The sequence below is a fragment of the Actinomycetes bacterium genome, from assembly GCA_035489715.1.
Lineage (GTDB): Bacteria > Actinomycetota > Actinomycetes > JACCUZ01 > JACCUZ01 > DATHAP01.
Genome location: DATHAP010000021.1, coordinates 12,689 through 31,678 on the forward strand (window position 1 = coordinate 12,689; position 18,990 = coordinate 31,678).

At 72.8% G+C, this 18,990-nt stretch carries 17 protein-coding genes; 7 read left to right on the forward strand and 10 right to left on the reverse strand.

The genetic code is table 11. The features are described 5' to 3' along the window. The first annotated feature begins 34 nt into the window (after nucleotides 1–34). On the forward strand, nucleotides 35–1,444 hold the full coding sequence (locus tag VK640_01625) for a glycine--tRNA ligase (GenBank protein ID HTE71886.1): 1,410 nt from the start codon (nucleotides 35–37) through the stop codon (nucleotides 1,442–1,444). Between the two features lie 55 nt (nucleotides 1,445–1,499). Beyond that, nucleotides 1,500–3,089: an NAD(P)/FAD-dependent oxidoreductase gene (locus tag VK640_01630; GenBank protein ID HTE71887.1), complete on the forward strand. Its 1,590-nt coding sequence runs from the start codon at nucleotides 1,500–1,502 to the stop codon at nucleotides 3,087–3,089. A 20-nt stretch (nucleotides 3,090–3,109) separates the two neighbouring features. Here the strand turns inward: VK640_01630 and VK640_01635 are convergent, their stop codons facing one another. Next, entirely contained in the window at nucleotides 3,110–3,562 is a 453-nt protein-coding gene (locus VK640_01635; protein ID HTE71888.1) for an SRPBCC family protein, read from the reverse strand. Nucleotides 3,563–3,598: 36 nt separating this feature from the next. Here VK640_01635 and dusB point away from each other — a divergent pair, with 36 nt between their 5' ends. After that, nucleotides 3,599–4,726, forward strand: coding sequence for a tRNA dihydrouridine synthase DusB (gene dusB / locus VK640_01640; protein ID HTE71889.1), 1,128 nt, complete (start codon nucleotides 3,599–3,601; stop codon nucleotides 4,724–4,726). 334 nt (nucleotides 4,727–5,060) lie between these two features. On the opposite strand, the gene VK640_01645 is transcribed toward dusB, so the two are convergent. Continuing rightward, nucleotides 5,061–5,669: a TetR/AcrR family transcriptional regulator gene (locus tag VK640_01645; protein HTE71890.1), complete on the reverse strand. Its 609-nt coding sequence runs from the start codon at nucleotides 5,667–5,669 to the stop codon at nucleotides 5,061–5,063. 26 nt (nucleotides 5,670–5,695) lie between these two features. Here VK640_01645 and VK640_01650 point away from each other — a divergent pair, with 26 nt between their 5' ends. Beyond that, nucleotides 5,696–6,841 (forward strand): aromatic ring-hydroxylating dioxygenase subunit alpha, encoded by a 1,146-nt coding sequence (locus VK640_01650; GenBank protein HTE71891.1) that lies wholly within the window; start codon nucleotides 5,696–5,698, stop codon nucleotides 6,839–6,841. A gap of 37 nt (nucleotides 6,842–6,878) precedes the next feature. Here VK640_01650 and VK640_01655 read toward each other — a convergent pair whose 3' ends face one another. Further along, on the reverse strand, nucleotides 6,879–8,087 hold the full coding sequence (locus VK640_01655; protein ID HTE71892.1) for a M20 family metallopeptidase: 1,209 nt from the start codon (nucleotides 8,085–8,087) through the stop codon (nucleotides 6,879–6,881). Between the two features lie 209 nt (nucleotides 8,088–8,296). Between VK640_01655 and VK640_01660 the strand changes: the two genes are divergently transcribed. Both VK640_01660 and VK640_01665 read left to right on the forward strand, forming a co-directional pair. Beyond that, nucleotides 8,297–8,725 (forward strand): ester cyclase, encoded by a 429-nt coding sequence (locus VK640_01660; GenBank protein ID HTE71893.1) that lies wholly within the window; start codon nucleotides 8,297–8,299, stop codon nucleotides 8,723–8,725. Between the two features lie 69 nt (nucleotides 8,726–8,794). Further along, nucleotides 8,795–9,178: a YciI family protein gene (locus tag VK640_01665; GenBank protein HTE71894.1), complete on the forward strand. Its 384-nt coding sequence runs from the start codon at nucleotides 8,795–8,797 to the stop codon at nucleotides 9,176–9,178. 38 nt (nucleotides 9,179–9,216) lie between these two features. Here the strand turns inward: VK640_01665 and VK640_01670 are convergent, their stop codons facing one another. From VK640_01670 to VK640_01700, 7 genes are all read right to left on the reverse strand, one after another. Next, complete coding sequence (locus VK640_01670) at nucleotides 9,217–9,690, reverse strand: GNAT family N-acetyltransferase (protein HTE71895.1); 474 nt, start codon at nucleotides 9,688–9,690, stop codon at nucleotides 9,217–9,219. A gap of 52 nt (nucleotides 9,691–9,742) precedes the next feature. Next, complete coding sequence (locus VK640_01675; protein HTE71896.1) at nucleotides 9,743–10,030, reverse strand: HNH endonuclease signature motif containing protein; 288 nt, start codon at nucleotides 10,028–10,030, stop codon at nucleotides 9,743–9,745. 173 nt (nucleotides 10,031–10,203) lie between these two features. Continuing rightward, on the reverse strand, nucleotides 10,204–11,019 hold the full coding sequence (locus VK640_01680) for a hypothetical protein (GenBank protein ID HTE71897.1): 816 nt from the start codon (nucleotides 11,017–11,019) through the stop codon (nucleotides 10,204–10,206). A gap of 112 nt (nucleotides 11,020–11,131) precedes the next feature. Next, complete coding sequence (locus tag VK640_01685; protein HTE71898.1) at nucleotides 11,132–11,653, reverse strand: GNAT family protein; 522 nt, start codon at nucleotides 11,651–11,653, stop codon at nucleotides 11,132–11,134. 46 nt (nucleotides 11,654–11,699) lie between these two features. Beyond that, nucleotides 11,700–12,029 carry a hypothetical protein gene (locus VK640_01690; protein HTE71899.1) on the reverse strand — a complete coding sequence of 110 codons (330 nt, stop codon included), beginning with the start codon at nucleotides 12,027–12,029 and terminating at the stop codon, nucleotides 11,700–11,702. Between the two features lie 307 nt (nucleotides 12,030–12,336). Further along, a complete protein-coding gene (locus VK640_01695; GenBank protein HTE71900.1) occupies nucleotides 12,337–12,948 on the reverse strand; it encodes a DUF998 domain-containing protein in 612 nt (203 codons plus the stop codon). A gap of 456 nt (nucleotides 12,949–13,404) precedes the next feature. Further along, nucleotides 13,405–16,152, reverse strand: coding sequence for an AAA family ATPase (locus VK640_01700; GenBank protein ID HTE71901.1), 2,748 nt, complete (start codon nucleotides 16,150–16,152; stop codon nucleotides 13,405–13,407). A 141-nt stretch (nucleotides 16,153–16,293) separates the two neighbouring features. On the opposite strand from VK640_01700, the gene ppdK reads away from it, so the two are divergent. Further along, nucleotides 16,294–18,990 (forward strand): pyruvate, phosphate dikinase, encoded by a 2,697-nt coding sequence (ppdK, locus tag VK640_01705; protein ID HTE71902.1) that lies wholly within the window; start codon nucleotides 16,294–16,296, stop codon nucleotides 18,988–18,990.

Consider the following 18,990-nt stretch of genomic DNA (forward strand, 5'->3'; position numbering starts at 1 on the left):
CGCACCGACCATCACCCCGCCGACAACCAGCCGGATGGAGGCCATCGTGGCCAAGAGCAGCTCGGGCAGCAGCCGCAACGACGCGGTCATCAGCCTCAGCAAGCGTCGGGGGTTCGTCTACCCCAGCAGCGAGATCTACGGGGGCACCCGCTCCGCCTGGGACTACGGCCCGCTGGGCGTCGAGCTCAAGGAGAACGTCCGCAGTCAGTGGTGGCGCACGATGGTGCAGGGCCGCGACGACGTCGTGGGCCTGGACTCCGCGGTGATCCTGGCGCGTGATGTGTGGGTGGCCTCGGGCCACGTCGACACGTTCACCGACCCGCTCTCGGAGTGCCAGTCGTGCCACAAGCGGTTCCGGGCCGACCACCTCGAGGAGGCCTACGAGGCGAAGAAGGGCGCGCCGCCGCCGAACGGGCTGGCTGACGTCAACTGCCCCAACTGCGGGGTGAAGGGCGCGTTCACCGAGCCGCGCCAGTTCTCCGGCCTGCTCAAGACCTACCTCGGCCCGGTGGAGAGCGACGAGGGGCTGCACTACCTGCGGCCCGAGACCGCGCAGGGCATCTTCGTCAACTTCCTCAACGTCATGACGTCGGCGCGCAAGAAGCCGCCCTTCGGCATCGCGCAGACCGGCAAGTCGTTCCGCAACGAGATCACGCCGGGCAACTTCATCTTCCGCACCCGCGAGTTCGAGCAGATGGAGATGGAGTTCTTCGTCGAGCCGGGGACCGACGAGAAGTGGCACGAGTACTGGCTGCAGGAGCGTTGGCGCTGGTACACCGACCTGGGCCTGCGCGAGGACAACCTCCGCTTCTACGAGCACCCCAAGGAGAAGCTCTCCCACTACTCGAAGCGCACGGTCGACATCGAGTACCGCTTCAACTTCGGCGGCAAGGAGTTCGACGAGCTCGAGGGCATCGCAAACCGCACCGACTTCGACCTGACGGCGCACGCCAAGCACTCCGGGGCAGAGCTCAACTACTTCGACCAGGAGAAGGGCGAGCGCTGGACGCCGTACGTCGTCGAGCCCGCAGCGGGGCTGACCCGTGCGACGCTCGCCTTCCTGCTCGACGCCTACACCGAGGACGAGGCCCCCAACGCCAAGGGGGTGATGGAGAAGCGCACCGTGCTGCGGCTGGACCCGCGGCTGGCGCCGGTCAAGGTGGCCGTGCTGCCGCTCTCGCGCAACGCCGACCTGACGCCTAAGGCCAAGGACCTGGCCGCGACGCTGCGTCAGTCGTGGAACGTCGAGTTCGACGACGCGGGCGCGATCGGCCGCCGCTACCGCCGGCAGGACGAGGTCGGGACGCCGTTCTGCGTGACCGTGGACTTCGAGACCCTCGACGACCAGGCGGTCACGGTGCGCGAGCGGGACTCGATGAAGCAGGAGCGCATCGGTCTCGACGCGGTGCCCGGCTGGCTGGCCCAGCGCCTGCTCGGCTGCTGACCAGCGGAGCCGGCGCCGGGCGGTTGGGCGGACGCCCAGCGGGCAGGCCACGTGCGTGCCGGAGAACCGAGACGCGGTGGTCGTCGGCGCCGGCCACAACGGCCTGGTCGCCGCCAACCTGCTGGTCGACGCCGGCTGGGACGTGCTGGTCCTCGAGGCGACGGCACACCCGGGCGGGGCCGTGCGCAGCGCGCCGGACACGCCGGCGCCCGGGTTCACCGCGGACCTCTACAGCGCGTTCTACCCCCTCGGGGCGGCCTCCCCGGTGCTACGCGCGCTGGACCTGGAGCCGCACGGGCTGAGCTGGACGCACGCGCCGGACGTCCTGGCGCACGTCTTCGACGACGGCCGGGCCGCGGTGCTCTCGCGCGACCTCGACCGGACCGCCGCCTCTCTCGACGAGTTCGCCGAGGGTGACGGTGCCGCCTGGCGGCGCCAGCACGAGCGCTGGGCCGAGATCGAGGACCCCGTGCTGGCGGCCCTGTTCACTCCCTTCCCGCCGGTGCGCGCCGGGCTGCGGCTGGCGCGCCGGGTGGGTGTGGGCCGAGGGCTCCGGCTCGCTCGCTTCGGCGTGCTGCCGGTCCGCCGGTTCGTCGAGGAGGAGTTCCGCGGCGAGGGCGCCCACCTGCTGGTCGCCGGCAACGCGCTGCACACCGACCTGGCGCCGGAGTCCGCGGGCGGGGCGCTCTACGGCACACTGCTCGCGATGGTCGGCCAGCGGTTCGGCTTCCCGGTGCCGGCCGGCGGCTCCGGCCGTATCGTCGACGCCCTGGTGTCGCGCCTTGTTGCCCGCGGCGGCGAGGTCCGCTGCGGTGCCCCCGTCGAGCGCGTGCAGGTCCATGACGGACGCGCGACCGGAGTCGTGACGGCGGCCGGCGAGCGCGTGCTGGCCTCCCGGGCCGTCCTCGCCGACGTACCGGCCCCGATCCTGTACGACCGGCTTCTCGCGGACGTACCGCTGCCCGCCCGGCTGCGCGCCGACCTGGAGCGCTTCCAGTGGGACGCCGCGACGGTGAAGGTCGACTGGGCCCTCCGCGCACCGGTGCCGTGGACCGCGCCGGGCGCCGGTGGCGCGGGCACCGTGCACCTGGGTGCCGACCTGGACGGGCTCACCCGCTACGCCGCCGACCTGGCGACCCGGCGCACCCCCGGCCGGCCGTTCACCCTCTTCGGGCAGATGACCACGGCCGACCCGTCCCGGTCGCCGGCCGGCACGGAGTCGGCCTGGGCCTACACCCACCTGCCGCGGCGCGACTGGTCGGCCGGCGAGGTGGCCGCGGCCGCGGAGCGGATGGAGGCCGAGGTGGAGCGGCACGCGCCGGGCTTCCGCGACCTGGTCGCCGGCCGCCTGGTCCAGGGGCCGGGCGACCTGGAGTCCGCCGAGCCGGGCCTGGTGGGCGGTGCGGTCAACGGGGGGACCGCCGCGATCCACCAGCAGCTCGTGCTCCGGCCGACCCCGGGGCTCGGCCGTGCCGACACCGCGGTGCCTGGTCTCTTCCTGGCCGGGTCGTCGGCGCACCCGGGCGGCGGCGTGCACGGCGGGTGCGGCGCCAACGCCGCCCGGGCCGCGCTGGCCCGGGCCAGGGTCGGCCGCGTCGTCTACGACCGGGCGATGGGCACGTTGGAGGACCTGCTCCTGCGGTGACACCGCCGTTTTGCGGCGGGTCAGGCCTGCGGCTGCCCTCCGGCGTGGCCCTCGGCGATCCGGCCCAGCCGGTCCAGCATCTCGCGGATCCGGTGGACGAGGACCGCCTCCGCGAGCGGGTTGTTGACCCAGGCGCCGGGGCCGTGGGTCGGCGTCTCGTGCACGGTGACCTCGGTGCCGCTCGGCGTCTCCTCCAGCGTGATGTCGATGACCGCCTCACCGGCGGGCCAGCCGCGAGCCTGCAGGGTCAGCCGCCGGTGCGGCTCGCAGCGGGTGGACTCGGTCTCGTCCTGGAGGGTCAGCGGCCACAGGCCGACCGCATGGTGGATCTTGGCGCCGACCGCGGGCCACCCCGGGTCGACCGCGCGGATCTTGACCGTGCCCGGCACCCAGGACGAGTAGGTCCAGCCGTCGGCCAGCTCGGCCCACACTGCCTCGGGTGGTGCCGCCACGAGTCGGCTGGTCGTCGCCATAGGTGGGTTGTGCCCGACAATGGGCCGGTGACACCGGTGACCCCCACCCAGCCGCTGCACATCGGCCCGCACGTGGTCGTGCCGCCGGTCGTGCTCGCGCCGATGGCCGGCATCACCAACTCGCCGTTCCGCCGGCTGTGCCGGGAGTTCGGTGGCGGGCTCTACGTCAGCGAGATGATCACCACCCGGGCGCTCGTCGAGCGCGACCCGGAGACGATGCGGCTGATCGAGTTCGCGCCCGACGAGACGCCGCGCAGCCTCCAGCTCTACGGCGTGGACCCCACGGTGGTCCGCGAGGCGGTGACGATGCTGGTGGCCGAGGACCGGGCCGACCACATCGACCTCAACTTCGGCTGCCCGGTGCCCAAGGTGACCCGTCGCGGCGGCGGGGCGGCGCTGCCGTGGAAGCTCGACCTGTTGCGGGCCGTGCTGCGGGGGGCCGTCCGGGCCGCCGGTCCCGTGCCGGTCACCGTGAAGATGCGCAAGGGCATCGACGACGACCGGCTCACCTACCTCGACGCCGGCCGGATCGCCGAGGAGGAGGGGGTGGCCGCGGTCGCGCTGCACGGCCGGACTGCGGCTCAGGCCTACTCCGGCACCGCCGACTGGTCCGCGGTCGCCCGGCTGAAGGAGCACGTCACCACGGTGCCGGTGCTGGGCAACGGCGACGTGTGGGAGGCGGCCGACGCGCTGCGGATGATGGCCGAGACCGGCTGCGACGGCGTCGTCGTGGGCCGGGGCTGCCTCGGCCGGCCGTGGCTCTTCCGGTCCTTGGACCGGGCGTTCGCCGGCCTGCCCGACGATCCGCACCCGACGCTCGGTCAGGTCGCGGCCGTCATGCGCCGCCACGCCGGGCTGATGGCGGCCTGGGCCGGCGAGGACAAGGGTGCCCGCGAGTTCCGCAAGCACGTGTCCTGGTACCTCAAGGGATTCGCCGTCGGCGGCGACACCCGCCACGCGCTGGGGCTGGTGTCCAGCCTGGGCGAGCTCGACGACCTGCTCACGACGCTGGACCCGGACGAGCCGTTCCCCGAGGGCTCGGTGGGCGCGCCGCGGGGGCGGCTGGGCTCACCCCGCCGGGTCGTGCTGCCGGAGGGCTGGCTCGACGACCGTCGCTGGGGCCGCGTCGACGCGTCGGCCGAGCTGGCGGTGTCCGGCGGCTAGGCCAGGCCCACCTGGTCGAGCATGCAGGCAACTGCGCCGCTGGCGGCTCGCCTCGAGTGCGGTACGCCGCAGCCGGCTTTCCTCTCTACGGTTGGGGAGCGCACACTGTTCTGACAGGTGTACTGACTCGCGGATCAGGAGGAGGGAAAAGAGCCCTGTGACGGTTCTGGCGCTGCCGACATGGATCTGGATGGACGACCGGTCCTCTTACGGGTACACGCTGACGCCGGACCGCGACGTCATCCCCGGAGTTGCCGTGCCCGAGCACCCGGACGAGCTGCCTGGTGTGACCGTGCCGGTCACCACGACGACCCCGACCGCTCCGGCGACCGTCTCAGCGACGCACCAGGGCGGCGGGCTCGAGGCCCAGCTCGCGCGCGGCCGCGGTGCGCACCCAGCTGCCGATCTGCCGGCGGCTCAGCACGCCGTCGTGCACCGTCGCCTGCACCGCGAGGCCGTCGAGCAGGGCGGTGATCCGCCAGGCTGCCGCGCTCGGGTCGGGACAGGTCATCTCACCGCGCTCGACGCCCTCGGCGATGACCGCGGCCACGGTGTCCTTCCACCGCACGTCGAGCTGCTGGGACACCTCGGCCATCTCGTCGCTGCGCAGGGAGCTGGCCCACGCGTCGATCCACAGCGACCAGCCGCCGGCGCTGCCCTCGGGTCCGTAGAGCGTGAGGATCCTCGCCAGGCGGCGGGTCGCGCTGCCCGTGCGCCCGGCTGCCGCGTCCAGCCGCGCGAGGTCGCGCTCGGCGGCGTAGGCGAAGGCCTGCGAGAGCAGCGCGTCCTTGGACTCGAAGTGGTAGAAGACCAGGCCGGTGCTGATCCCGAGGCGGCCGGCCACGTCGGCGACCCGGCTGCTCGCGAACCCGCTCTCGGTGACCTCGTCGACCGTCGCGCGGAGGATCTCCTCGCGACGTACCTCGACCTTGCGCCGACCCATGCCCGAACCCTAGGTGGAGGGACACCATGACCGCGGCACCTGTGACCGAGTCCGGCCTCGCGGCCGCGCTGCGGCCGTTCGGCGAGAGCATCATGCTCCCGGCCGAGGCCTACACGTCGGACGCGGTGCTGGCATGGGAGCGGCGGCACTTCTTCGCCGGGTCGTGGGTGTGCGTCGGCCGGGTGGACGCCCTGCTGCCCGAGAGAACGACGCAGCACGCGTGCGCGGTCGGCGACGTGCCGGTGCTGCTGGCCCGTGAGCCGGAGTCGTTGGGTTCGACGGAGGTGCGGGCGTTCGCCAACACCTGCCGGCACCGCGGTCACGAGCTGCTGGGCGACGGCGAGTCGTCGTCGAAGCGTGCGCTGGTCTGCCCGTACCACGCGTGGAGCTACGACCTCTCCGGCTGCCTGCTGGCCGCACCGGGCTTCGGCGAGGTCCGGTCGTTCGACCCGTCCGCGCACGGCCTGGTGCCGTTGCCCTCGCAGGTGTGGCACGGCTGGGTGTTCGTCAACGCGTCAGGTGAGTCGTCGACGTCGTTCGAGGACCACGTCGGGGGCCTGACCGGGCTCGTGACGCCGTACGCCGCCGAGACGCTCACCCTGCGCGCGCGGCACGACTACGTCGTCAAGGCGAACTGGAAGGTCGTGACGGAGAACTACCACGAGTGCTACCACTGCCCGCTGATCCACCCCGAGCTGTGCCGGGTCAGCCCGCCGTCGAGCGGCGAGAACTTCGACCTGCCCGGTGCCTGGGTCGGCGGCTCGATGGACCTGCGCGACGAGGCGGTCACGATGTCCTTCGACGGTACGTCGCGAGGCCGGCCCATCGACGGCGCGGACCAGCGGCAGGTGCTCTACCTGGGCCTGCTGCCCAACCTGTTGGTGTCGCTGCACCCGGACTACGTGATGACGCACCGGATGACGCCGCTGTCGCCGGGCGAGACGCAGGTGGAGTGCGCCTGGTACTTCCCCGGCGCCGACGTGGACCCGTCGTACGCCGTCGAGTTCTGGGACCGCACCAACCGCCAGGACTGGGCCGCATGCGAGTCGGTGCAGCGCGGTCTGGCGTCGCCGCACTTCGCGCCGGGCCCGCTGGCGGCCAACGAGGACGCGGTGCACCAGTTCGTCACCGCGATCGGCACCGGCTACCGCACCGGGTCGCTGCCGGTGTAGCTGGGGGACGGGTCGTGGTGGCTCGGGTCGTGGTGAGTCAGCCCGCGCGGCAGCGGCGGAGCGCCATCTCGGCCAACCAGGCCGCCGCGTCGGGCAGCACCGAGTCGTCGAAGGCGGCCCTCGGCGAGTGGTTGTCCGGTGCGGCGTCGTGGTCGGCGTGGGCGCACGCGCTGATGTTCAGGTAGGCGCCCGGCACCCGGTCGAGGACGAACGACATGTCCTCCGAGCCCAGCTCCGGCTCGGTCATCAGCGTGTAGCGGTCGGCGCCGAAGAGGTCGTGCACCGCCGTGACAGACCGGTCGTACTCCGTCTCGTCGTTCACCGTCACCGGGTAGCCGGGCCGGTAGTCGACCTCGACCTCGAGCCCGTGCGCGTCGGCGATGCCGCGGGCGAGGCGCTCGATGCCGTGCTGCACCTTGCTGCGGGCCTTGGCGGAGAGGCTGCGCACGGTGGCGTCGAACTCCGCCGTGTCCGGGATGATGTTGTCCTTGGTGCCGCCCGCGATCCGGCCGACGGTGACCACCACCGGGTCGAACACGTCGAAGCCGCGGGTCGTCATCGTCTGCAGCGCCACGACCATCTCGCACGCCGTGGGGATGGGGTCCCGTGCGCGGTGCGGCGCGGAGCCGTGGCCGCCGGTCCCGACGACGCGCACCCGCACCTCGTCGGCGGCGGCGTAGACCGCACCGGGTCGCGAGAACCATTGGCCGCGCGGGTACTCCGACGACGCCACGTGAAGGGCGTAGGCCGCGACGACCTGGCGACCGGCCGCCTCGAGCAGGCCCTCCTCGATCATCGGCTCGGCACCGCCGGGGCCCTCCTCCCCGGGCTGGAACATCAGCACGACGTCGCCGTCGAGCTCGTCGCGGCGCTCGAGCAGGATGCGCGCGGCGCCGACCAGCGCGGCCACGTGCAGGTCATGGCCGCATGCGTGCATGGCTCCGGGGTGCGCCGAGACGTAGTCGACGTCCACCTCCTCGCTGACCGGCAGGGCATCCATGTCGCCGCGCAGCAGCACCACCGGTCTTGCCCGGTCCGGGTCACTGGTTGCGGGTCCCCGCCCCCGGAGCACGCCTACCACCGAGCTCAATGCCCGACCGGTCGTCACCTCGACGTCCAGTCCGCCCAGTGCGCGCAGCACCGTCTGCTGGGTCAGCGGCAGGTGGTTGCCGATCTCGGGGATTCGGTGCAGCTCGCGGCGGAGCGCGACCAGATCGGGACCGAGGGCCCCGGCCAGCTCCAGCAGTCCGGCGGACGACGGGGCTGGCGGGTATGGCGGGGATGGCGGGGATGGCGGGGATGGCGGGGATGGGGCGGAGGACGAGGACGACTCGGGAGCGCTCACCTGCGGAGTCTAGGGAGGATGATCGTCGGGGTCTTGCGGGGCGCCCTGCCGTCACGCAAGGTGTCGTCGGGGCGCTTCAAAGCGTCCGCGGTGCGAGCAAGGGGACCCACATGGCGTTCGACATCGACGGGCTGCTGAGCCTGTGGTTTCAGGACCCCGGCTCCGACGCGGAGGCGGCTGCTGCCTTCGGCGCGTTCTACACCGACCCGGTCGTGGTGAACGGCAAGCCCGTGTCGCTCACCGACCTGGTGACCCGCGGCGCCGCGCTGCGGGCGACGTTCAGCGACCTACGGCGCGAGATCCTCGACGTCTGCGAGGCGGGCGACAAGGTGGCGGTCGCCTTCCGGATGACCGGCCACCAGACCGGCGTGCTGGCCACTGCCGCCGGCCCGCTCCCGCCGACAGGTCGGGAGATCACGGTCCGCGTCATCGACATCCTCACCCTGACCGACGGCCGGATCAGCAGCCTCTCGATGGTCGCGGACGAGATGGGTGCCCTTGCCGCCGTCGACGCCGTACGCCTCGTCGACACGGCGTAGCGGTGCACGGGTGCCGCGCTACGGTGCCTGCTGAGCCCGGGATGTCTATCTGCTGGTGAGGAGTGCACGGTGCCACGCGACCCCAACATCCCGGACGAGTTCGACGTCTACACGGTCGTGGTCCTGCGGCGGCCGGCTGATGCGCCGGAGATGTCGGACGAGGCGCTCGACGAGCTCCAGGCGCTCCACCTCGCCTACCGGGCCGAGCTGCGGCAGCAGGGCACCCTGGTCGTGAACGGGCCGTTCGGCGAGCAGAGCGCCCCGGCCTACCGCGGGATGTCGATCTTCGCCTGCGACCCGGCGGAGGCTGCTCGCATCTCCGACGGCGACCCCTCGGTGGTCGCCGGCCGGCTGACGTATGACGTCATGGAGTGGTGGGTCCGGGCGGGGTCGCTCCGGTTCCCGTTCGCCGACGGCCCGGTCGGCGACCGCCGCGCGATGCCGGACGACTGAGGGGCTCGCCCACGTCTCGTCGCATGCCCGACGAGTCGTCACAGGTCCTTGCGCAGGTGGACGTCGGCGCCGTCATAGGTGGGGACGCCCTGCCACCGGAAGATCTCGCGGTAGCCGTGGCGCTCGTAGAACCCCGGCGCCTGGAAGGTGAACGAGGTGACGAACACGTGCGTCGCCCCGCGCGACCTCGCCTCGGCCTCGAACTCCGCGAGCAGCTTGCTGCCGAGCCCGTCGCCCCGTGACGCCTCGCGCACCCACGTCATGCCGATGCCCGCGGCGACTCCCCAGGTCCAGCCGCTCACGCCGGCCGCGAGCTCCCCGTCGGCGTCCAGGATCCGCACGGTCAGCTCGCGCGCCGGCGCGACGCCGGTGGTCGCAGCTGCGTTGACCCGATCGAGCTCGTCGGACAGCCGCTGGTCGAGATCAGGCAGGGCGCCGGCGACGACCACGGCGTAGCCGGCACCGCCCGTCGCGACCTTTGCGCCGTTGGCGGCGTCAGGGGACCGGGTCATGGACGACGATCGTGCCAGCAGTGCGACACGAGGTGCGGGACCGAGAGCGAAGTCAGGGCAGTGACGGGTCGGTGCCCTTGACGTAGGTCCTGCCGAGGGGGCCGAGATTGACCGCGATGGTCCGGCCGTTGGGCAGGCCGTGGTTGACGACGTGGTCGCACTCGCAGTCGTGAGCCCGCCGGTTGCAGCCGGGGAATCCGCACACCTGGTTCCGGGCGGCGAGGAACGCTCGCATCCGCGGGGACGGCCGGTAGCTGTCGCGGCCGCGGTCGATGACCTGGCGTCCAGCAGCGCCGGGGCCCCACCCGAACTCGACCGCCTCGGACACCGTCGCTGCCATACCGCCGAACCTAGTCAAGGGGTTGGACACAACCGATGACCGTGATGTGCCGACGCCCGGACCGCGCGACGCCACGTCGATCGAGGCGGTTCAGGGGCTACGAGAACCTGATGGGAGGTCGTGACGAGCGGTCGACCGTGAGGGTGAGGCGTCGCCCTGGCCCCAGATCGCGGTCAGCCGCTGCCGGTCGTCGACGGTGCGGGCGCGTCCACTGCCGGCGGCTCCTCCATGGACGCACGCAGCTGCGTCAACGGGGCGTCGCTGACCTGGATGAGGCCACGGACCGGGCGATCCAGGTCGAAGGTGATCATCAGTGTCAGGGTCACCAGCGCGGAGGCCACCAGCACCGGCGTCAGTCCCCGGCCGAGGGTGGCGAGATGGAGCGCGAGCAGGCCCAGTGCGATGGCTGCACCGACGATCTCGAGGGCGAGGACCGCTGTCGGCACCCGGTTGCGCAAGCCGAAGACCACGCTGGACTGGGCATCGAACGTCTCGTTGAGGCTCTCCACGTATAGACGCACTGAGCTGGCCGTCGGTTCGGCTTCCAGGGCCCGCCCCGCCTCTGTCCACAGCGCGCGTTCAGCGCGCCCGCTCCGGACCAGCGCGTCGTCCTGGTCCGTGCTGCTGGGCACCGTCCGGGATATCCGGATGCTGGTGTCCGTGAAGTCACGTAGGAGCTCCAGGGAGCGCGTCCGGCTCGGCTCCGGCAAGGTTTGGGCCCGCAGATAGGTCGTGCCGATCGCGTTGGCCTCTTCCACCACGGCCGCTCTGCGGTTCTCATAGCGCCCCACTGCCAGGCTGATCCCGAACGCGAGCACGAGCCCCATGAACCCGAGCATCGCGGCCTGCATCACGCCGAAGGGCTCGCGCAGGCCTTCGGACTTGTCGCGCACCGACCGGCCGACGATGTGCCCGAGGGCTGTCGCGCCCAGGATCACGACGAAGAGGCCGGCTGCCAGTACCAAGCTGCTGAACCGGAAGAATGCCAAGCTTCCTCCCTGCCTGAGACCGCACACCGAAACGGCGCCCTCCCTGCAGGGCGCTCCCAACATGTCAGGAACCTCGGGGAGGGGCATCGCCCTAGACAGGTGAGCTATGGCGTCAGGTGCCGATGCACGGCCGCCGCACCAGCTCCTCTGCCAGCAGGTCCATCAGCAGACCGTCGTGCCATTCGTCGGTGACCGGGTCGCGCTCGTAGCGGCGCATCACGCCCACCGGGCGGAAGCCGACCGCGGCGTAGCAGCGGATCGCCGGCACGTTGTCGGCGGCCGGGTCGATGACGATCCGGTGCTGGCCGCGGTCGTCGACCAGGTGGGCGGCCAGAGTCGCGACGGCGTCGCGTCCGACTCCGCGGCCGTGCACAGCCGGGTCGACGAACACGTCAATCGACGCGTGGCGGTACATCGGGTCGTCCTCCTCGCCGTACTGCACCATCCCGCGCACGACGCCGTCGAAGAGGATCGCGAAGCGCACCGCCGACGAGTCGTCGTACGGCCAGGCGTCCGATGCCGCCTCATCGCCCCAACGGGCGCTCACCTGGGGCGTCGCGAGGATCTGCCGCAGGTCGGCGACGTGCGACGGCGTGACCGGCACCAGGGTCGTCCGTGCGCCGACGAGCTCCACGGGCCGATCATCGCCCCCGTCTCGCGCGGTTGTCACTGACTCTTTCTCAGCCCAGGTCGCGCGGGACCTGGCGGTGCCATTGCCGGGCGGCGAACGGCTCGCCGTCGCGCCAGCTCTGCAGCGAGATGTCGAGGTCGTACGTCGTCGGGCCGGCCACCAGCGTCACGTCGGCGCGGGCCCGGACGGCCGCCTCCGGCCACCGCACGGTGAAGTCGGCAGTCGCCTCCGCCCGCTGCTCCCACGTAACCGTGTCGACCGACACCGCACCGGTGTAGCGCTCGCTGACCGACCCGCCGTCCACCTCGTAGTGGCTGCCGTGCGCGTCGGTGCACGTCGTCCGTCGGCGCAGCACGTCGCGCGAGACCTGCCAGTCCACGTCCGACGCCTCGATCTCGGGCGGGGCGACCAGCGGCAGGCGTAGGCGCGGCCACCGACTCGCCTGCCAGCGGCAGCCCGAGCCACGACGCGGACCGGTCGACCGTCAAGGTCAGAGGCACCGGCGGGGCGACCGTGTGGGCCAGTCGGTCCCCGCCAGCGACAGTCGCAGCACCTGCCCGGGCAGCGCGTCGTGCGACATCGCCTCCATCTCGACCGACCGTGCTGGTGCACGAGGGCGGCTACGCGCTGGACCGGCTCGGCGTCGACACGGTGGGGGTGCTGCGCCCGTTCGGAGCGGGCGACCGCTAGCGACGGCGTCGCGCGGCCAGGGCGACGGTCGTGGTGACCGCCAGCGGCCACAGCGACTGCAGCCCCGCCGTCACCCGCTCCGCCAGACCGACCGAGTCGTCGGCGCGCAGCTGGACGCCGAACCAGGTGAGGCAGCCGACCAGCGCTGCGGTGGCCGTCGCTGCCGGCAGAGGGCGCAGCAACGGGCCGACAGCGTCGCGCCGCGCCGCGAGGACCGGCCAGACCGACAGGGCGAGGAACGCGACCGAGGCCACCACGGTGTGCGGCACCGAGCCGGCCCCGTCCGCGGGCAGCGGGAAGACTCCCACCAGAACGGTGGCGAGCCCGCCGCCGGCGAGCACCACCCGCCCGGCCGTCGCGGCGTCACCCAGGGCGGCCGCGGTGGTGACGTGGCAGAGCCCCAATCCGGCCAGCGCCCCGGTCATCAGCCAGCGGTCGTCGGCGCCGAGCCCGGCGAGGTCGCTGATCGTGAGCTGCACCGAGTCGAAGCCGCCCTGCTGGTGTGCGGCGGCGATGGTCCAGCCGCCGATCAGCAGGACGGGGGCGGCCGCCGAGGAGACCAGGCCCACGGGCGCGAGCGGGCGGCGGGTCGTCCAGGGCCGGCGCACACGCCGCATCCTGGACCACCCAGCCGCTCGTCGGGCTGGTGCCCGGCCGGGAGAACCAAGGGTTTTCCCTGGCGCGCCGGCCCCGGCGCGGTGACTAGCGTGCGGAGGACGTGCGGGGGAGGGGGCGACGTGGAGGCAGATGGGCCGGCAGCCTGGTCGGGCGGCCGCGCCGAGGAGGTCTGGGCCGCGTACTACAGCGCGGTCGCGACCTGGGTCGCCACCCTGACGGGGGACCAGGCGGCGGCCCGCCAGCTGACGAGCGAGGCGTACGTCCGGATGTTCGGCCACTGGGGTGAGGAGCCGGACCCGGAGGCATGCCTCTACCGCGAGGCGCTCCGACTGGTGGAGCGCAGCCGGCCCCACGCGTGGCGCGCACGCCACGGGTGGCGCTCGCGGGCTCGCCTCCTGGCGGCCGCCGACCTGCCGCCCGCCGTCATCGCCAGGGTCCTGCACCGTTCAGAGCGTGGGGTCTCGCTCGTCCTGGACCTGGCGCAGGTCGAGCAGCTCGGCGGACCGGGCGACGAGCTGGGTGCGCGAGCGGATGCCGAGCTTCATGTAGACGTGCCGGAGGTGGAACTCGACCGTCTTGGTGCTGAGGAAGAGCTCGGTCGCGATCTCCCGGTTGGTCAGGCCGTCCCGCACCAGGCGACTCACGGCGAGCTCCTGCGGAGTGAGAGTCGGTCTCGGTGAGGTGCTGACGGCCGCGGCGGCGCCGAGGGCGGCGAGGTCGGCGGCAGCCAGGTCGACGAAGGGACGGGCCCCCAGCGCGACGAAGCCGTCGAGCGCCGCCCGCACGTCCACCAAGGCGTCGGCCCGCCGTCCCGTGCGGAACAGTACCGACCCCCGCTCCAGGCGGACCAGGGCGAGGTCGAAGGGCAGGTCCCGGTCGGTGGCCAGGCCTGCGGCCCGGTCGAACGTCGCCAGCGCCTGATCCAGGGCGCCGTCGGCCGCCTGTACCAGGCCGTGCACCCGGGCCACCGGGGCCGTCAGCCACGTCCGGACCTCGTTGGCCTCGAGGTCGTCGATGACCCGCCGGGCATCCTCCCGCCGACCGGTCCGGACCAGCGCCTCCGCGTAGAGCGCCGGCCACTCGAGCGTCCCCGGCTGGCCCGGCATCGCGCCGGCGTAGCTCTCGACCACCGGGGCCACTGCCTCGAGGACCTCGTCGGGACGGCCCCGGCTGTGCGCGAGCGTGGCCGCCGCCGTGCCCGCATACCGGATGCTCATCGCCTCCTGGTGACTCCTGGCAGCTGCGAGCGCGATCTCGACGTGCGTCCGGGCGGTGTCCCAGTCGCCCCGGCGGGCCGGGACGAGCGCGGCGGTGGAGTGCACCGGCGAGATCGCCCAGAACTGGTCGGTGTCATCGACCAGCTCCACGGCCTGCTCGGCGTTCTGCCGGGCGGAGTCCCAGTCGCCGGTGAGGTACTGCACCTTGGCCAGGTTCGCCCAGGCGGCGCTGAGGAAGTCGGAGATGCCGATGACACGGCTGGCCCGGACGACCGTGCCCAGGTCGCGGGTGGCACCGACCCAGTCCCCGACGTAGGACCGCGCGTTGCCGCGGCAGACCGCGGTGATCAGCTGGTCCGGCCGTGGCTCGTCGCCGAAGCCGGCGGCCTCCTCCATCTCGTCGTGCCGGCCGAGCAGGGCCAGCGACGTCACCAGGACGGCCCGAGCCATGCTGGCCCCCAGGGTCGCGGCGGGCTCGAGCTCGACGGCCCGGCGGGCGTGGCCGACCGCCTCGGCCTCCCGGCCGCCGAGCAGCAGGACGTGGGCCATCAGGCGGCTCGCCTCCGGCAGGACCGTCCGGTCGTCGGAGCTCGCGGCACGCTCGAGGGCGACACGCAGCCGCGCCTCCGCCTCCGGGTGCTGGCCCTCGTTGAGCGCCAGCCAGGCCCGCAGCAGCAGGCGGCGCGGCGTCGGCTCGAGGTCGGCGAGCGCGCCGACCAGCGCCCTTGCCCGGTGCACGTCCCCGCTCATGAGGCCGGTTGCAGCAGCCTCGTCGAGCAGCCGACCGTCCCTCTCCGGGTCGGTGCCCAGCCGGGCCGCTGCCTCCAGCAGCTCGGTGGCCCCGACCAGGTCACCCCGGGTGCCCGCCTCCGCCGCGGCCGCCGCCGCTCGCGCGGAGAGGGCGTCGTCGGCGCCGGGTGACGCCGCGATCTCGTGTCGCAGCCGCTGCCGTGCGTCCGGGGCGAGCTCCGCGAGACGGGCGTGGAGGTCGAGGCGCCGACCCGTCGTGACGGAGGACAGGACGGCGGCCCGGACCAGGGCGTGCGCCGGCCGGACGTGCGGCGGCGGGCCCGGCACCTCCGTGACCAGGCCGGCGCCGACCGCCTCCGCGAGCGCGGTGGCCGGCGCGGTGACCGAGCCGGCCCGGGCCAGCAGACCGAGCGGCCAGTCCGCCCCGGCCACCGCCGATGCCTCGACCAGGCGCCGCGCGCCCGTCGACGCGCGGTCGAGCAGCGCGACGACGACGGCGCGGAGCTCGCCGGGTGCCGGGAGCTCCGGCGGCAACGACGAGAGCTGCTCGGGGGACAGCTCGCGGAGCAGGGCGGTCGACCACAGCGGGTTGCCGCTCGTGTGCTCGGCCAGGCGGCGGGCAGTGCCGACCGGCAGGTCCACGCCGTGCTGCTGCGCGAGCGCGCCCACCGCTGCCGCGTCGAGGCCGTGCAGGGCGAGGTCGGTCGCCCGCGGGTCCCGGTGCAGCCGAAGGAAGCCCGGTGCGACCGCCGGGTCGTCGAACGAGCGGGCGCTCACCACGGTGCAGACCGGGTCGACCGTCAGCCGGCGGAGGGCGAAGAGGATCGCCTGCTGAGACGGGGCGTCCACCCAGTGCAGGTCGTCGACCCAGAGCAGGACCGGCCGTTCAACCTCGAGGTCGGAGACCGCGGCGACGAGTGCGGCTCCGGCCGCGAACGCAGTGGGTGGCGGGTCAGCTCGGTGCGCACGAGACCTCGCCCGGTCGAGCAGCTGGCCGACCACGCCGAGGCTCAGTGCGGTCTCGGTCTCCTCGCCGGCCGCGGCCAGGACGGTGACATCCCTGGCCTCGGCGACCAGCGCCCGGACCAGCGCCGTCTTCCCGATGCCGGCCTCGCCGTGCACGAAGACGAGCGGTGCACCACCCCGCGTGGAGCGCTCGACCAGCCCCGTCAGGACTGCCAGCTCCTGCTCTCGACCAACCAACGGCGTGCGGTTCGTGCGGTTCATGCCCCGTCCTCATGAACGCCCCGAGTCGACCCTCTGCGGGTGACTATGCAACGCCCGTCCCGGCCGAGTCCAGCACCAGCCCATGAGTAGGCTCGGCGTGCAGGGTCTTCCGGTCGACGACGATCGCGCGAGGGGTTCGACATGACGAAGTACGTCTACGACTTCACCGAGGGCAGCAAGGACATGAAGGACCTGCTCGGTGGCAAGGGGGCGAACCTCGCGGAGATGACCAACCTCGGTCTGCCCGTGCCCCCCGGGTTCATCATCACGACCGAGGCATGCAAGACCTACCTCGACTCCGGCGACGAGCCGGTCGAGATGCGCGACGAGGTCAGCCAGCACCTGGCGGCGCTGGAGCGGACGATGGGCCGGTCCCTCGGCCAGGCCGACGACCCGCTGCTCGTGTCGGTGCGCTCCGGCGCGAAGTTCTCGATGCCGGGGATGATGGAGACCGTCCTCAACATCGGTCTCAACGACGAGTCGGTGCAGGGCCTGGCCAAGCAGGCCGGCAGCGAGCGCTTCGCCTGGGACTCCTACCGGCGCCTGATCCAGATGTTCGGCAAGACGGTCCTCGACATCGACGGTGAGCACTTCGAGGACGCCATCGACGACGCCAAGAAGGCCAAGGGCACCCAGAACGACCTCGACCTCGACGAGCACGACCTCCGCGCGCTGGTCGACACCTTCAAGGGCATCGTGCGCGAGCACGGTCGGCGGGAGTTCCCGACCGACCCCCGGGAGCAGATGGACCTCGCCGTGCGAGCCGTCTTCGACTCGTGGAACGCCCCGCGGGCCATCCTCTACCGCCGTCAGGAGCGCATCCCGGCGGACCTGGGCACCGCGGTCAACGTCTGCACGATGGTCTTCGGCAACCTCGGCATGGACTCCGGCACCGGTGTTGCCTTCACCCGCGACCCCGGCTCCGGGCACCAGGGCATCTACGGCGACTACCTGCAGAACGCCCAGGGCGAGGACGTCGTCGCCGGCATCCGAAACACCATCCCGCTGCAGGACCTCGAGGGCATCGACAAGCCGGCGTACGACGAGCTGATGGGCATCATGGAGAAGCTCGAGAACCATTACCGAGACCTGTGCGACATCGAGTTCACCATCGAGCGGAACAAGCTGTGGATGCTGCAGACCCGGGTCGGCAAGCGCACCGCCGCCGCGGCGTTCCGCATCGCGACCCAGCTGGTCGACCAGGGCCTGATCGACCTCGACGAGGCGCTGACACGGGTCACCGGCGACCAGCTCGCCCAGCTGATGTTCCCCAGGTTCGACGCCAAGGCCGACAAGGAGCAGATCGCCAAGGGCATGAACGCCTCGCCCGGAGCGGCGGTCGGCAAGGCCGTCTTCGACTCCGACCGGGCCGAGGAGATGGCCCACCGGGGCGAGCAGGTCATCCTGGTCCGCCGCGAGACCAACCCTGACGACCTCAACGGCATGATCGCCGCGCAGGGCATCCTCACCAGCCGCGGCGGCAAGACCTCGCACGCGGCCGTCGTCGCTCGCGGCATGGGCAAGACCTGCGTGTGCGGCGCCGAGGAGCTCGACGTCGACCTCAAGGCCCGGAAGTTCACCGCGCGCGGCGGCGCCGTCGTCAACGAGGGCGACGTCATCTCGATCGACGGTACGTCCGGCGCGGTCTACCTCGGCGAGGTCCCGGTCGAGTCGTCCGAGGTCGTCCTCTACTTCGAGGGCGAGATCGACCCGGCCGCTGGCGACACCGACGAGCTGGTCGAGGCCGTGCACCGGCTCGTGGGACACGCCGACGAGAAGCGCCGGCTCGGGGTGCGCGCCAACTCCGACACCCCGGAGGACTCCGAGCGGGCCCGTCGCTTCGGTGCCGAGGGCATCGGCCTCTGCCGCACCGAGCACATGTTCCTCGGGGACCGACGTCAGCACGTCGAGCGGCTGATCCTCGCCGACACTGACGACGAGCGGCAGGCCGCTCTGGACACGCTCGAGCCGCTGCAGCGCGACGACTTCGTCGGCATCTTCACCGCGATGGACGGCCTGCCGGTGACGGTCCGGCTCCTGGACCCGCCACTGCACGAGTTCCTGCCCGACCTCACCGACCTGTCGGTCAAGGTCGCCGTAGCGGAGGAGAGGGGCGAGGACACCTCGCACGACCAGAAGCTGCTCGACGCGGTCCGCCGACTGCACGAGCAGAACCCGATGCTCGGCCTGCGCGGCGTGCGGCTCGGCCTCGTCGTGCCCGGCCTCTTCGGCATGCAGGTCAAGGCCATCGCCGAGGCCGCGGCCCAGCTGCAGGCGGAGGGGAAGTCGCCGAAGGCCGAGATCATGGTCCCGCTCGTCGGGGCGATCCAGGAGCTCGAGGCGATCCGCGACGAGGCGCTCTCGATCCTCTCGGACGTCCAGGAGCGCACCGGCCAGGACCTGCACGCGCTGATCGGCACGATGATCGAGGTGCCGCGCGCCGCGATGACGGCCGGGCAGATCGCCGAGGCGGCCGAGTTCTTCTCCTACGGGACCAACGACCTGACCCAGATGGGCTGGGGCTTCTCGCGCGACGACGTCGAGGCGGCGTTCTTCAGCCGCTACCTCGACCTCGGCATCTTCGGGGTGTCGCCGTTCGAGTCGCTGGACCGCGACGGCATCGGCCGGATGGTCCGCATCGCGACCGAGGAGGGGCGCGCCGCTCGGCCCGGCCTCAAGGTCGGTGTCTGCGGCGAGCACGGCGGCGACCCGGACTCGGTGCACTTCTTCCACGAGGTCGGTCTGGACTACGTCTCGTGTTCGCCGTTCCGGGTCCCGGTGGCCCGCCTCGAGGCTGGTCGGGCCTCGGTCGTGAGCGACGGGAGCGACAGCCGGTGA